Below are 12,806 nucleotides of genomic sequence, written 5' to 3' on the forward strand. Positions count from 1 at the left end.
CTCCCCCCGGCGGTTCCCCCGATGCACTTCATGCTACTGAATGCCGCCGAAAGACGGAGCCTTCACCGGCCGTGTGCGTTCAATGAGGCCAAATAGGCGTTGTATGCCTCGAGTTCCTTGTCGCCGTCGCGGTCCGCCGCCCGGTCCTTGCGCCGGGCCTGCCGCTGCTCGGAGCCGTACCACTGGAACAGCAGGGCGAGCAGCACCAGTACGGAGGGGACCTCGCTGAACGCCCAGGCGATGCCGCCCGCCGCGGTCTGGTCGGACAGGGCGTCGATGCCGAGCGAGGCCGGCGGGTTCTTGAAGGTCCCCACCATGGGCGTCGACCCCATCATCAGCGCGATGCCGAAGAACGCGTGGAACGGCATGCCCGCGAACAGCTCCAGCATCCGCATGAGGTAGCCCGGGCGGTGCGGCCCGGGGTCGACGCCGATGATCGGCCAGAAGAAGACGACACCGACGGCGAAGAAGTGCACCATCATCGCGATGTGCCCGGTCCTGGACGCCATCAGGAGGTCGAACAGCGAGGTGAAGTACAGGGCGTACAGGCTCGCGATGAACAGCGGGATGGTGAACGCCGGGTGCGTGATGATCCGCAGGTACCGGCTGTGCAGCAGCATCAGCAGCAGCTCGCGCGGGCCCCTGCGGCCCCGGCCGGCGGTCGGCAGCGCGCGCAGGGCGAGCGTGACCGGGGCGCCGAGCAGGATCAGGATCGGCGACAGCATGCTGATGATCATGTGCTGCACCATGTGCACGCTGAACATGACCATGCCGTAGTCGTTCAGCCCGGTACACATCACCAGGACGATGGTCAGCACGCCGAGCACGAACGAGACCGTCCGCGCGGCCGGCCACGTGTCACCACGCCGCCGCAGCCGCACCACGCCGTACGCGTAGAGAGCCAGCCCCACCAGGCAGGCCAGCAGGAAGAACGGGTCCGCCGACCAGTGAAGCCCCCGCCCCAGCGTGAACGGCGGCAGGTCCATGGTCATGCCGTGCCCGCTGTGGTCCATCGGCTGGCTCCTGATTCGTGGGGGTTGTGCAGGTGTGTCCCCCACAGACTAGAACCGTGCCGACGCGCACCGCCGACCGGGGCCACCGCAACCCCGTACGGGGTGCGGGCAACCGCGCGACACGTCGCGAAGCACCCGCGCCCGGCGACGGGACGGTGAGCCCCAGGGCGAGGTCAGAGCACGCACTCCGCCTCGTCGTACCGCTCCACCGGCACCGTCTTCAGCGTCTCCACGGCCTCGGCGAGCGGCACCATCACGATGTCCGTCCCGCGCAGCGCGGTCATGTTGCCGAACTCCCCGCGATGCACGGCCTCCACGGCATGCCAGCCGAACCGCGTGGCCAGCACGCGGTCGTACGCCGTCGGCGTACCGCCCCGCTGGACATGCCCGAGGATCACCGGCCGCGCCTCCTTGCCCAGCCGCTCCTCCAGCTCGATGGAGAGCTGGCGGGCGATCCCGGCGAAGCGCTCGTGGCCGTAGATGTCCTTGCCGCCCTCGTCGAACTCCATGGACCCGGCCTTGGGCTTGGCACCCTCCGCCGCCACCACGATGGCGAACCGCTTGCCCGCCTCGAAGCGCTGCCCGACCTTGCGGGCCAACTCCTCGATGTCGAAGGGCCGTTCCGGTACGACGATGGCGTGGGCGCCGGCCGCCATGCCGGAGTGCAGCGCGATCCAGCCGGTGTGGCGGCCCATGACCTCCACGACCAGGACCCGCTGATGGGACTCGGCGGTGGTCTTGAGCCGGTCCAGCGCCTCGGTGGCGACGCCGACGGCCGTGTCGAAGCCGAAGGTGACGTCGGTCACCGCGATGTCGTTGTCGATGGTCTTGGGGACGCCGACGATCGGCAGCCCACTGTCGTACATCAGCCGGGCCGCCTTGAGCGTGCCCTCGCCGCCGATGGGGATGATCGCGTCGAGCCCGAGCTCCTCGACGTGGCCCTTGGCCCGCTCCACCCCGTCGCGCAGATGCGAGGGCTGGACCCGGGAGGAGCCGAGAATCGTGCCGCCGCGGGCCAGGATGCCGCCCACCGCGTCGAGATCGAGCTTGAGGTAGTCACACTCCAGGAGGCCCTTCCAGCCGTCCCGGAAGCCGATGACCTCGTCGCCGTGGTCGGCCACGGCGCGGTGCACGACGGACCTGATGACGGCGTTCAGGCCGGGGCAGTCGCCGCCGGACGTGAGGACACCAATGCGCATAGCCCGAGAAACCTTCTCCAACGTGGTCGGGACCGGACCACGCTGTCCGGCTCGAACCCCGCCACCCTAACGGCAGGAGGGGGCGGGGCCGCACTGTACGTCCGACTGCTGGACGACCGCGCTCACCTGTGCGGACGCGCCGTCAGACGGGCTGGTTCCCGGAGGCCGGCCGCCCCGCGTGCGGGGCGGGCCGCCGGACTCCTAGGCGGGCTGCTGTGCCGACGCGATGCGCTCGTTGCGCAGCGCCTCGTACCACCGGTCGTCGGTGGGGGGCAGCGCGTTCACGTCCAGCGCGAGCTTCAGCAGCAGGTCCGCGATCTGCGGGTTCCTCGCCAGCACGGGTCCGTGCATGTACGTACCGAAGACCGTGTCGTTGTACGCGCCCTCCGTGCCGTCGCCCGTGCCGTTGCCGTTGCCGATCCGCACCTGGGCGAACGGGCGGGCGGTCGGGCCGAGGTGGGTGACGCCCTGGTGGTTCTCGAAGCCGGTCAGCGGCGGCAGACCGAGGCGCTCGTCGATGTCGCCGAGCACGTCGCCGACGCACCGCTGGCCCTCGCCGCGCACCGAGACCACGTCGAGCAGGCCCAGGCCGGGCTCGCGCTGGCCGAGGTCGTTGATGAACTCGTGACCGAGGATCTGGTAGCCGGCACAGACCGAGAACAGGATCGCGCCGTTCTCCGCGGCGCGGTTCAGGCCGCCGTCGCGGCGCAGCCGCTCGGCCGCCAGCCGCTGCGGGCGGTCCTCGCCGCCGCCGATCAGGTAGATGTCCCCGGAGGTGGGGATCGGCTGGTCGCTGCGCACGTCGAGCCGGGCCACGTCGAGGCCCCGCTGCCGGGCCCGGCGCTCCACGACCAGGACGTTGCCCTGGTCGCCGTAGGTGCTGAGCAGGTCGGGGTAGACCCAGACGACCCGCAGGCTGTTGTCGCTCACTTGTGTCCCCTGAGGTGTCAGTTGCCGACGCGGCGGCGCAGGTCCTGGAACGCGGTGTAGTTGGCGATGACCTCGATACGGCCCGGCGGGCACGCCTGCACCGCCTGGTCGAGGTCCTCGCAGACCTGGAACTGCTGGTTCGCGACCTCCAGGCGCACCGCGAGGTCCAGCTTCCGGTCGCCGATCACGCAGATCGGGTGGCCGGTCAGGCGTGTGTAGTCGACGTCCCACAGCCAGGAGGTGTCGGTGCCGTCGGCGCCGCGCGCGTTCACCGAGAGGATCACCGGGGTGGGCGGCGGGTCGATCAGGCTGAACGTCTCGAGCCAGCCGGCCGGGTTCTTCGCGAGCAGCAGGCGCAGGTCGCGCTGCTGGAACTGGACGATGTCGTAGCGGCCGGCCACGGCCTGCACCTGGTACATGCGTTCCAGGGCGACCTGCGGCGGCACGCCGAAGACGGCGGCCACGGCGGCGGAGCTGGCGGCGTTGGCCTTGTTGGCGCGGCCGGGCAATTGGAGGTGGATGGGCCAGGCGGACCCGTGCGGGTCGAGGACGTGGTCGCCGGAGAGCGCCCAGCTGGGCGTGGGACGGCGGAAGCCGCACTCGCCGCAGAACCAGTCGTCGCCGGGCCGCTGCATCACTCCGCCGCAGGACGGGCAGGACCAGGCGTCGTCCTTCCACATCTGGCCGGCGGCGACCCAGATGACGTTGGGGGAGGAGGACGCGGCCCACACGACGAGCGGGTCGTCGCAGTTGGCGACGATCACGGCCTTCGAGCCGGCGAGTCCCTCACGCCAGTTCTCCGCGAGCATGCGGGTCTCGGCCGCGCGGTCGAGCTGGTCGCGGGAGAGGTTGAGCAGTGCGATGCACTTGGGGTCGGTGTCCCGGGCTACGCCGGCGAGGTACTTCTCGTCGACCTCGATCACGCCGTACCGGGCGTCCGAGTTGCCGGCCAGCGCCGAGGTGATGCCGGCGGGCATGTTGGCGCCGAGCGCGTTGGAGACGACCGGGCCCGCGGCCCGCAGCGCCTCGGCGATCAGCCGGGTCGTGGTGGTCTTGCCGTTGGTCGCCGAGACCAGGATCACGTCCAGGCTCTGGGCGAGCCGCGCCAGGAGGTCGGGGTCGAGTTTGAGCGCGACCCGGCCGCCGATCACCGATCCACTGCCGCGGCCCGCCGCACGGGACGCCGCAGCGACCGCCTTGCCCGCGGTCACGGCGAGCTTGGCCCGCGGCGTGAGCGGGTCCGAGTTGCCTGACATCAGTTCTCGATCCTCCTTGCGTACGCGCCGCGCTCCTGCCTGACGGCAACGTGGTGGTGGTCAGCCTATCGAGATCCATTCGCACTCCCGAATCGCCGTACCCTTGCGGTCATGCGAAACGGCTTCATCCCGGGCACCCGCGGACGCGTGAGACCCCTCACCGTCCACGGTGACCCGCGGCTTCGCACCCCTTGTGCGGAGGTGACCGACTTCGGGCCCGAACTGGCGTCCCTGGTGGAGGACTTGTTCGCGACGATGTACGCGGCGCGCGGAGTGGGCCTCGCGGCGAACCAGGTGGGGAGCTCCCTGCGGGTGTTCGTCTACGACTGCCCCGACGACGATGACGTGCGGCACCTCGGGCACGTGGTGAACCCCCGGTTGGTCGAGGCCGACGGAGTGGTGGTGCGGGGGCCGGAGGGCTGCCTGTCCCTGCCGGGCCTGGAGGCCGGGACGGAGCGCCACGACCATGCGGTGGTCGAGGGCGTGACGGTGACCGGGGAGCCGGTCACCGTGCACGGCACGGGGTTCTTCGCCCGCTGCCTCCAGCACGAGTGCGACCACCTGGAGGGACGGGTGTACGTGGACCGCCTCGCCGGATGGCGCAGACGCAGGGTGCTGCGCCAGGCGGCGAAGGCGACCTGGGGTAGCCGGGGTTAGCCGGGGCTAGAACCCCGGACCGCCGATCCGGTCGCCCGCGGCGGCCAGCCTGCCCCACAGGAGGTCGGCCAGGATGCGGACCAAGTCCGTGCGTGAGCAGGGCTGTTCGTAGAGCCACCAGTCGCCGGCGGCGTGCATCATGCCGACGATCCCGTGGCCCCACACCCGGGCCAGTCGCTGGCTCTCCGGACCGAGGTCGAGGCGGTCCTCGATGACCTGGGCCAGCTCCTCGCCCATCCTGCGCAGCAGCGGGGCGGAGTGCTTGCCGACGTCGAAGCCCTGGTCGCTGCCCTGATCGCTCTGGGAGCCCTCCGCCGGATGCATCAGGAACCGGTAGACCTGCGGACGTGCCTCGATTGCGGCGAGATAGGTGTCCAGTGTGGCCTCGACCCGCTCACGCCGGTCGGCCGGCGCGTCCAGGGCCGCCCGCAGCGAATCCAGCAGGGCGTCCGTGTGGCGCGTCGCCAGCGCGGCGTAGAGCCCGCCCTTGTCGCCGAAGTGCCGGTACAGGATGGGCTTGGTGATGCCGGCCTCGGCGGCGATGGCGTTCATCGAGGCCTGCGGCCCGTCACGCAGCACGACCCGGTCCGCGGCCTCCAGAAGTTCGCGCCGACGTCGGTCGGCGGACCGCTGCTGCTCGGTCCGCTGCGTGGTGTCCATGAGTTCTCCCCACCCGTGCTGTTTCGGTGACGCCTGCGCAAACTAACACTCAACATGCCCTCTGCATCGAACTGGCTGCCGACCGCCATCGGGAGTTGACTTTTCCTACCCACGGGTAACACATTAGTGTTACCGCTAGTAACACGTAGATGTGCCGCCGCTGGAGGGGACATGGCCGAGTTCACCATGGAGCTCAACGACGAACAGAAGGAGGTCCGGGACTGGCTGCACGGCTTCGCCGCAGACGTCATACGGCCCGCGGCCGCCGAATGGGACGAGCGTGAGGAGACTCCCTGGCCTGTCATCCAGGAGGCCGCGAAGGTGGGCATCTACTCCCTCGACTTCTACGCCCAGCAGTACTTCGACCCCACCGGGCTCGGTATCCCGATGGCGATGGAGGAGCTGTTCTGGGGCGATGCGGGCATCGCTCTGTCGATCGTAGGCACCGGCCTGGCCGCCGTGGGCGTTCTCGCCAACGGAACCGAGGAGCAGATCGGCACCTGGATCCCGCAGATGTACGGCGACGCGAACGACGTCAAGGTGGCCGCCTTCTGCTCGTCCGAGCCCGACGCCGGCTCCGACGTGGCCTCCATGCGCACGCGTGCCGTGTACGACGAGGCCAAGGACGAGTGGGTGCTCAACGGCACGAAGACCTGGGCGACCAACGGCGGCATCGCCAACGTCCACGTCGTCGTCGCGGTCGTCGACCCCGAGCTCGGCTCCAAGGGCCACGCGTCCTTCATCATCCCGCCGGGCACCCCGGGCCTGTCCCAGGGCCAGAAGTTCAAGAAGCACGGCATCCGTGCCTCGCACACCGCCGAGGTCGTCCTGGAGGACGTGCGCGTCCCCGGGTCCTGCCTGCTCGGCGGCAAGGAGAAGCTCGACGAGCGCTTCGCCCGGGCCCGGGAGCGGGCCAGGGCGGGCGGCGAGCGGGTGAAGAACGCCGCCATGGCGACGTTCGAGGCGTCGCGCCCGGCCGTCGGCGCGATGGCGGTGGGCACCGCCCGGGCCGCCTTCGAGGTCGCCCTCGACTACGCCAGGACCCGTGAGCAGTTCGGCCGTCCCATCATCGACAACCAGGGCGTCGCCTTCCAGCTGGCCGACATGAGGACGCAGATCGACGCGGCCCGGCTGCTGGTGTGGCGCGCCTCGTGGATGGCGGTCAACGGCAAGCCGTTCACCGCGGCCGAGGGCTCGATGTCCAAGCTGTTCGCGAGCGAGACCGCGAAGCAGGTCACCGCGCAGGCCGTCCAGATCCTCGGCGGCAACGGGTACACCCGCGAGTACCCGGTCGAGCGGATGCACCGCGACAGCGCGATCTACACGATCTTCGAGGGCACGAGCGAGATCCAGCGCCTGGTGATCGCCCGCACGCTCGCGGGCATGCCGATCCGCTGACCGCTCGGGCCGGGCGGGAGCGGTGCGTTCCCGCCACGCGGTCGTGGTGCGGCCGCGGCGCCGTCGTGGCTGGTCGCGCAGTTCCCCGCGCCCCTGCCGGGGGCGCGGTGCCGCCGTCGCCGTCAGGCGGTCGGCCGGCCTCCGCGCGGGACCACCAGACCGCTGTCGTACGCCAGGATCACGGCCTGGACCCGGTCGCGCAGGCCGTACTTGTCCAGAATGTGGGCGATGTGCGTCTTGACGGTCGTCTCGCCCACGCCGAGTTCGCGCGCGATCTCCGCGTTCGACAGGCCGCGGGCGAGCGCCCGGAGCACGTCGAGTTCGCGGCCGGTGAGGGCGTCGAGCCGGCGCGGCACCGGCTCCTCGTCGGGCGCGCCGAGGTGCGCGAACCGGTCGAGCAGCCGGTGGGTGATGCGCGGCGAGAGCATGGCGTCGCCGCCGGCGACGGTACGGATCGCGGCCACCAGCGAATCGGCGGGACCGTCCTTCACCAGGAACCCGCCGGCTCCCGCCCGCAGCGCGTCCACCACGTCGCCGTCCAGGTCGAACGTCGTCAGGATCACGACCCGGCTGGGCGAACCGGACCGCACGATGCGCCGCGTCGCCTCCACCCCGTCCGTGCCGGGCATGCGGATGTCCATGAGGACGATGTCCGGCTGCAGGGCCTCGGTGCCCGCCACGGCCTCGTCGCCGTCCGACGCCTCGCCGACGACGTCGATGTCCGGCTCCGATTCGAGGATGAGCCGGAAACCCGTCCGGATCATCGGCTGGTCATCGACCAGCAGGACGCGGATGACCTGCATACGGGGAGTGCCCTTCGTGCCGTGGTGCGGAAGCGGTGACGGATGCGGGAACGGACACCGACGGGGGGATCGGGATGACGGCGTGCACGCAGTAGCCGCCGCCGGGCCGGACACCGGTGTGCAGGCAACCGCCCACGGCCGCCACGCGCTCGCGCATGCCGACCAGGCCGTGCCCGGTGCCGTGCGCCGCGACCGGGGTCCGGACCGGTTCGCCGTCGGGCCGGGGCCCGTCGTCGCACACCCGGACGGTGAGCCGCTGCCGCTCCGGCTCCCAGTCGATCCGCAGCGCGGTCCGGGTGCGGCCCGCGTGCTTGAGGGTGTTGGTGAGCGCCTCCTGCACGACCCGGTACACCGTCAGATGCGACCCGGCGGGCAGTTCGGCGGGCGTGCCGGTGGTGCGGTGGTCGACCTCGAGCCCGGCCGCGCGGACCGAGTCCACCAGCGCGGGCAGGGCCTCGACGGTGGGCTGCGGCGGCTCCTTGGTGACATCGCCCGCCGCCTCCTCGTCGGTACGCAGCACGTCCAGCAGCCGGCGCAGCTCGGTGACCGTGGCCCGTCCGGTCTCCTCGATGGTGCCGTGCAGTTCGTGCGCCGTGCCCGCGTTGCGTTCCTGGACCCGGTCCGCGGCGATGGTCTGCACGACCATCAGGCTGACGTTGTGCGCGACGATGTCGTGCAACTCGCGGGCGATCCGCGCCCGTTCCTCCATGACCGCGGCCCGCGCGTCGGCGGCCTGCTCCCGCTCCAGGGCGGCGGCCCGCTCCAGCGCCTGGTCGCGGATGGCCGCGCGGGCCCGGGCCAGCCGCCCCAGCGCCCAGGCGGCGACCAGCAGCACCGCCTCGGTGGACAGCGCGGTGATCCGGTGCCCGGCCGGGGCGAGCACCGCCTCGGTCACGGCCGCCGCCGGGATGACCACCGCCCCGACCAGGGCGGCGATCCCGGGCGTGCAGCGCGTCGCGGTCAGCAGGACGGCCGTGGCGACCGCGACGTAGGTCGGCCCGATGGACGTCCCCCCGGGCCCGGACAGCTCGGGTACGTAGTGCAGGCTCTGGAGCACGCCCGCGGAGGCCGCCGCCACCAGCAGCGCGGGCAGCGGGCAGAGCCGGTGCACGGCCAGTGGCAGTGTCGTCAGCAGGACGAGGACCACGAAGTAAGCGTCCGGGGACCGCAGTTCGGGACCGCCCGGCGGCATCGCCGTCGGCAGGGCCAGGCATCCGGCGGTCAGCAGCAGGGCCAGGGCCGTGTCGGTGACGGCCCGGGGTATCGGGCGCCCCGCGAGCGACTCCATCCGGTCCATGCCACCACCGTAGACGGATCTCCCGCGCCCGTGATCTCCCCTGGGGCGGAGAGCCCGCGCCCGCTCTCCTCCCAGCAGACTCCTCCGGAAGGAGGAGACGCCCGGCCACCCCGCCCGCCCGGCCGGGACACCGGTCCTGCGGCACGGCCGAGTCCAAGTGGCTTTTGCGCCGGTGCACTTGAGGCATCCCTCACGGACCGTCGCAGGAGGGGACCGCCGGCGGGGATGCGTCGCCGCCCGGCGGACTCACCGGTGCCGCAGGGGAGTCAGCTGCTCGATGTCGTAGCGGGACCTCAGTTCCTCGATCGCCGCGTGGTCCGGCGGGCCGCCGCTGCCGAGGATCTCCAGGAGCTCCTCGAAGTAGCGTTCGTGGTCCGGGGGCGGGGACGCCTGGAAGAACATCTTCGCGGGCCGGTCCGTCGGGTTGGCGAACGCGTGCGGGCAGCCCGGCGGTACGACGACGACCGTGCCGGGCGTCGCGCGCACCACCCGGCCCCCCGAACCGGACTCCCACTTCTGCCAGGCGTCGGGGGTGCGGATGCGGGGCTCGAAGGCGAGGACGTCCAGCTCGCCGTCGAGGACGTAGAACAGCTCCTCGCTGCGGGTGTGCACATGCGCACCGACGTCGAAGCCGGGCGGCACCTCCACCTCGAAGGTGGAGGCGGTGCGCGAATGGGTGCCGGTGACCTTGAAGGTCACGCGCTGGGCGGATGTCTGGACGACCCTGCCGTGGCCCGGCGGCACCAGCAGGCCCTCCGTGGCGCTCACCGGAGCGTCACCACGTGACCGGCAGGGCTTCGGGACCGCGGATCAACGCGCCCTTCTTGAAGGGCACCTGCTCCGGCGGCACGGCCAGCCTCAGGTCCGGCACCCGGTCCAGCAGCGCGTCGACCAGCAGCCCGGACTCCAGCCGCGCCAGCATGTTGCCGGGGCAGAAGTGCGGGCCGAAGCCGAAGGACACATGCGGGTTCGGGCTGCGGGAGAAGTCGATCGTGTCCGGGTCGGGGAAGACCTCCGGGTCCCGGTTCGCGGCGAGGTAGGAGACGTAGACGGGGTCGCCGGCCCGGATCCGCACGCCCTTGATGTCCACGTCCTCCAGGGCGATGCGCGACAGGCCGACCGCGTTGCGGTGCGGGATGTGGCGCAGCATCTCGTCGATGGCCCGCGGGCGGATCCCCGGTTCGGCACGCAGCCGTTCGGCCAGCTCCGGGCGGGTCAGCAGGAGGTAGAACATCTGGCCGCTGTTGTTGGTGACCGCCTCGCCGCCGATCTGGAGCAGCACGGCGAGACCGACGGCCTCCTGCGAGGTGATCTCGCCGCGCCCCACCGCCGCACCGAGCAGGGAGGCGACGTCCGTGCCCGTGGAGCCCTCCCGCAGCCCCACGAGATCGGCGAAGTACGCGCCCATCTCGTGCTTGGCCCTCTCGCTGACCTGCGCGCCCTGCGAGGAGGACAGGATGAGCTGGGTCCAGGTGTGCATGCTGTGCCGGTCGGCCGCCGGGACCCCCATCAGCTCGCAGATCACCGCGATGGGGAACGGGCTGAGGACCGTCGCGGTGAGGTCGGCGGGCGGACCGTCCTGGAGCAGCTCGTCCACCAGCTCGTCGAGCAGGAGCCGGGACCGCTCGCGGATGCGTTCCACGCCCTTCGCCGTGAAGGCGGCGGCCACCGAGCGGCGCAGCCGCGTGTGGTCCGGCGGGTCGAGGAAGCCGACCGCACCGCGCTCGGGGATGAAGTGCGGAGCGAGCCGGGTGACCGGCCGGTCCATGACCGCCTCGCGGCCGAAGCGCGGGTCGTTGGTCACCATGCGGACGTCGTCCATGCGCGTGACCAGCCAGGCCCAGCCCTCGCCGTTGGGCAGCCGGATGCGGGTGACGGGGCCCTCGGCCATCAGCTCGGTCAGCACCGGGTCGAAGTCCAGGCCGGTCAGATCGAGCGCCGGCCAGTGCCGGACCGGTGGCAGGGTCCCGGTGAGCGTCTCCTCGGTCATGCCGTTCACTCCGTCCGTTCGCCGGGGCGGCGCCAGCGGCCCAGGGCCATCTCCGCGGTGATGCCGGGGCCGAACCCGGCCAGCAGCCCGCGCGCCCGGTGCTGGGCGCCGCCGTCGTCGAAGAGCCGGCGCAGGGCGTCGAGGACGACGGCGCTGGCGATGTTGCCGTACTCGGTCAGCGTGGCCCGGCTGAACCGGAAGGCGTGCGGGTCGACCTGGAGGAACGTGCTGAGGTCGTCCAGAATCCGGGGGCCGCCGGCGTGGATGATGTAGAAGTCCAGGTCGGAGGCGTCCCAGCCGTGCGTCCCGGCCAGTTCCTGCAGCGCCGGGGCCAGGGGTTCCATGGTGCCCGGCACCCGCTTGTCCAGCAGGAAGTGGAATCCGGTGGCCCGCACGTCGTACATGATCCATTCCTCGGTCTTGGGGATCAGGTACGAGCCGTTGCGCTCCAGCTCGATGCCCTCACCGCCCCGGCCGCGCACGACCGCGGCCGCGATCCCGTCGCCGAACAGGCCGTTGGACAGCAGCGATCCGATGCCCAGGTCGGTGGGCTGGTAGCACAGCGAGCAGAACTCGCAGGCGACGATCAGCACGTTCGCGTCCGGATAGGCGCAGCAGAAGTCGTGCGCCCGGTTGATCGCCGCGCCGCCCGCCGCACAGCCCAGCTGGGCTATGGGTATCTGGCGGGTGGTGCTGTCGAAGTCCATCGCGTTGATCAGCCAGGCCGTGAGCGAGGGCATCATGAAGCCCGTGCACGAGACGTAGACGATCACGTCGATGTCGGTGGTGAGGAGCTCGGCCTCGTCGAGCGCCCGCTGGACGACGGCGGGGACGCGGGCCTTCGCCTCGTGCTCGTAGACCTTGTTGCGCTCCTCGAAGCCCGGGTGCTTCAGGGTCTCTTCGATCGGCTGCACGATGTGCCGGGTGCGCACACCGGTGTTCTCGATCAGCCGGAGGGCCAGCGGAAGCTGTGGATGGTCGGTGTGGCGGGAGCGAGCGAGCTCCAGTGTCTCCTCCATCGTGATCACGTGCTCCGGTACGGACACCGAGGGCCTGCACAAAGTCGCCATGAACCGTGCCTGCTTTCGCCGTCCGGAAGGCCCTCGGCCCCCCGGTCACAAAGGTGGTTCACCTCTTGGGGTGGTCCCCTCACGATCACCCGACGGGGCGACTATCTCGCGTCGGACTACTCCGAATCGGGGACCCCGTGCCGGGGCCGGCCGAGCGGTCCCGCATCCGCGACCGGCCCTGGAGAGCGGCACCGTCGACGAGGAGCAGGCGTGCCGGTACGGCCGCCTGCTCCAGAGCTACGAGTCCCCGTTCCGGACGACCCCGCCGCGGCTCGCCAAAGGCGGGGCACCGGCTACGGCGCACCCCCGCTGCTGTGCGCGATGCACGCCACATCGATCCGGTCGGCCAGCTTGGCCAGCTCGATGGTCAGCGCCGCGACCGTGTCCTCGTCGAGCTCCTTCTCCCCGGACTCGACGAGATGCAGCCACCTGCCACCGACCGTCCGCAGCAACTTGCTCACATCGGAGGCAGCCACCTGCAAGGTCCCGCGGTCGTCGACGATCAGAGGCAGAGTCACTTCGCGGTTCACAGA

Annotated in this window: 12 protein-coding genes and 1 pseudogene; 2 read left to right on the top strand and 11 right to left on the bottom strand. The window is 71.5% G+C overall.

Annotated features, from left to right (window positions below; translation table 11 throughout):
* Positions 1-62: 62 nt before the first annotated feature.
* From ACIRPX_RS17370 to ACIRPX_RS17385, 4 genes are all read right to left on the bottom strand, one after another.
* Positions 63-1,013, bottom strand: coding sequence for a cytochrome c oxidase assembly protein (locus ACIRPX_RS17370; protein WP_404194676.1), 951 nt, complete (start codon positions 1,011-1,013; stop codon positions 63-65).
* Positions 1,014-1,186: 173 nt separating this feature from the next.
* Entirely contained in the window at positions 1,187-2,212 is a 1,026-nt protein-coding gene (locus ACIRPX_RS17375) for a 6-phosphofructokinase (protein ID WP_404194679.1), read from the bottom strand.
* Positions 2,213-2,413: 201 nt separating this feature from the next.
* Positions 2,414-3,142 (bottom strand): type 1 glutamine amidotransferase, encoded by a 729-nt coding sequence (locus tag ACIRPX_RS17380; RefSeq protein WP_404194682.1) that lies wholly within the window; start codon positions 3,140-3,142, stop codon positions 2,414-2,416.
* A gap of 17 nt (positions 3,143-3,159) precedes the next feature.
* On the bottom strand, positions 3,160-4,398 hold the full coding sequence (locus tag ACIRPX_RS17385) for a MurT ligase domain-containing protein (protein WP_404194685.1): 1,239 nt from the start codon (positions 4,396-4,398) through the stop codon (positions 3,160-3,162).
* A gap of 111 nt (positions 4,399-4,509) precedes the next feature.
* Here ACIRPX_RS17385 and def point away from each other — a divergent pair, with 111 nt between their 5' ends.
* Complete coding sequence (def, locus tag ACIRPX_RS17390; protein WP_404194687.1) at positions 4,510-5,055, top strand: peptide deformylase; 546 nt, start codon at positions 4,510-4,512, stop codon at positions 5,053-5,055.
* Between the two features lie 6 nt (positions 5,056-5,061).
* Here def and ACIRPX_RS17395 read toward each other — a convergent pair whose 3' ends face one another.
* Positions 5,062-5,715, bottom strand: a complete 654-nt coding sequence (locus ACIRPX_RS17395; protein ID WP_404194689.1) for a TetR family transcriptional regulator — start codon at positions 5,713-5,715, stop codon at positions 5,062-5,064.
* A gap of 171 nt (positions 5,716-5,886) precedes the next feature.
* Between ACIRPX_RS17395 and ACIRPX_RS17400 the strand changes: the two genes are divergently transcribed.
* Positions 5,887-7,113, top strand: a complete 1,227-nt coding sequence (locus ACIRPX_RS17400) for an acyl-CoA dehydrogenase family protein (RefSeq protein WP_404194693.1) — start codon at positions 5,887-5,889, stop codon at positions 7,111-7,113.
* 122 nt (positions 7,114-7,235) lie between these two features.
* Here the strand turns inward: ACIRPX_RS17400 and ACIRPX_RS17405 are convergent, their stop codons facing one another.
* The 6 genes and pseudogenes from ACIRPX_RS17405 to ACIRPX_RS17430 form a co-directional block, all read right to left on the bottom strand.
* A complete protein-coding gene (locus ACIRPX_RS17405) occupies positions 7,236-7,916 on the bottom strand; it encodes a response regulator (RefSeq protein WP_404194696.1) in 681 nt (226 codons plus the stop codon).
* Positions 7,885-9,213 (bottom strand): sensor histidine kinase, encoded by a 1,329-nt coding sequence (locus ACIRPX_RS17410; RefSeq protein WP_404194699.1) that lies wholly within the window; start codon positions 9,211-9,213, stop codon positions 7,885-7,887. Before ACIRPX_RS17410 ends, ACIRPX_RS17405 begins: the two co-directional genes overlap by 32 nt.
* A 246-nt stretch (positions 9,214-9,459) precedes the next feature.
* Positions 9,460-9,981 carry a cupin domain-containing protein gene (locus tag ACIRPX_RS17415; RefSeq protein ID WP_404194702.1) on the bottom strand — a complete coding sequence of 174 codons (522 nt, stop codon included), beginning with the start codon at positions 9,979-9,981 and terminating at the stop codon, positions 9,460-9,462.
* Positions 9,982-9,988: 7 nt separating this feature from the next.
* Positions 9,989-11,203, bottom strand: coding sequence for a cytochrome P450 (locus ACIRPX_RS17420; RefSeq protein WP_404194704.1), 1,215 nt, complete (start codon positions 11,201-11,203; stop codon positions 9,989-9,991).
* Between the two features lie 5 nt (positions 11,204-11,208).
* Positions 11,209-12,282 (bottom strand): annotated as a pseudogene (locus ACIRPX_RS17425) (type III polyketide synthase); the annotation flags it as partial.
* 284 nt (positions 12,283-12,566) lie between these two features.
* Entirely contained in the window at positions 12,567-12,803 is a 237-nt protein-coding gene (locus ACIRPX_RS17430) for a DUF6213 family protein (protein ID WP_404194707.1), read from the bottom strand.
* Positions 12,804-12,806 lie beyond the last annotated feature (3 nt).

It is taken from the genome of Streptomyces sp. NPDC101225, assembly GCF_044767585.1.
Taxonomy (GTDB): Bacteria; Actinomycetota; Actinomycetes; order Streptomycetales; family Streptomycetaceae; genus Streptomyces.

Coding starts and splice junctions, on each gene's coding strand:
- ACIRPX_RS17400 (WP_404194693.1), top strand. CDS start 5,887: ATGGCCGAGTTCACCATGGAGCTCAACGACGAACAGAAGGAGGTCCGG.
- ACIRPX_RS17370 (WP_404194676.1), bottom strand. CDS start 1,013: ATGGACCACAGCGGGCACGGCATGACCATGGACCTGCCGCCGTTCACG.
- def (WP_404194687.1), top strand. CDS start 4,510: ATGCGAAACGGCTTCATCCCGGGCACCCGCGGACGCGTGAGACCCCTC.
- ACIRPX_RS17385 (WP_404194685.1), bottom strand. CDS start 4,398: ATGTCAGGCAACTCGGACCCGCTCACGCCGCGGGCCAAGCTCGCCGTG.
- ACIRPX_RS17405 (WP_404194696.1), bottom strand. CDS start 7,916: ATGCAGGTCATCCGCGTCCTGCTGGTCGATGACCAGCCGATGATCCGG.
- ACIRPX_RS17410 (WP_404194699.1), bottom strand. CDS start 9,213: ATGGACCGGATGGAGTCGCTCGCGGGGCGCCCGATACCCCGGGCCGTC.
- ACIRPX_RS17375 (WP_404194679.1), bottom strand. CDS start 2,212: ATGCGCATTGGTGTCCTCACGTCCGGCGGCGACTGCCCCGGCCTGAAC.
- ACIRPX_RS17420 (WP_404194704.1), bottom strand. CDS start 11,203: ATGACCGAGGAGACGCTCACCGGGACCCTGCCACCGGTCCGGCACTGG.
- ACIRPX_RS17395 (WP_404194689.1), bottom strand. CDS start 5,715: ATGGACACCACGCAGCGGACCGAGCAGCAGCGGTCCGCCGACCGACGT.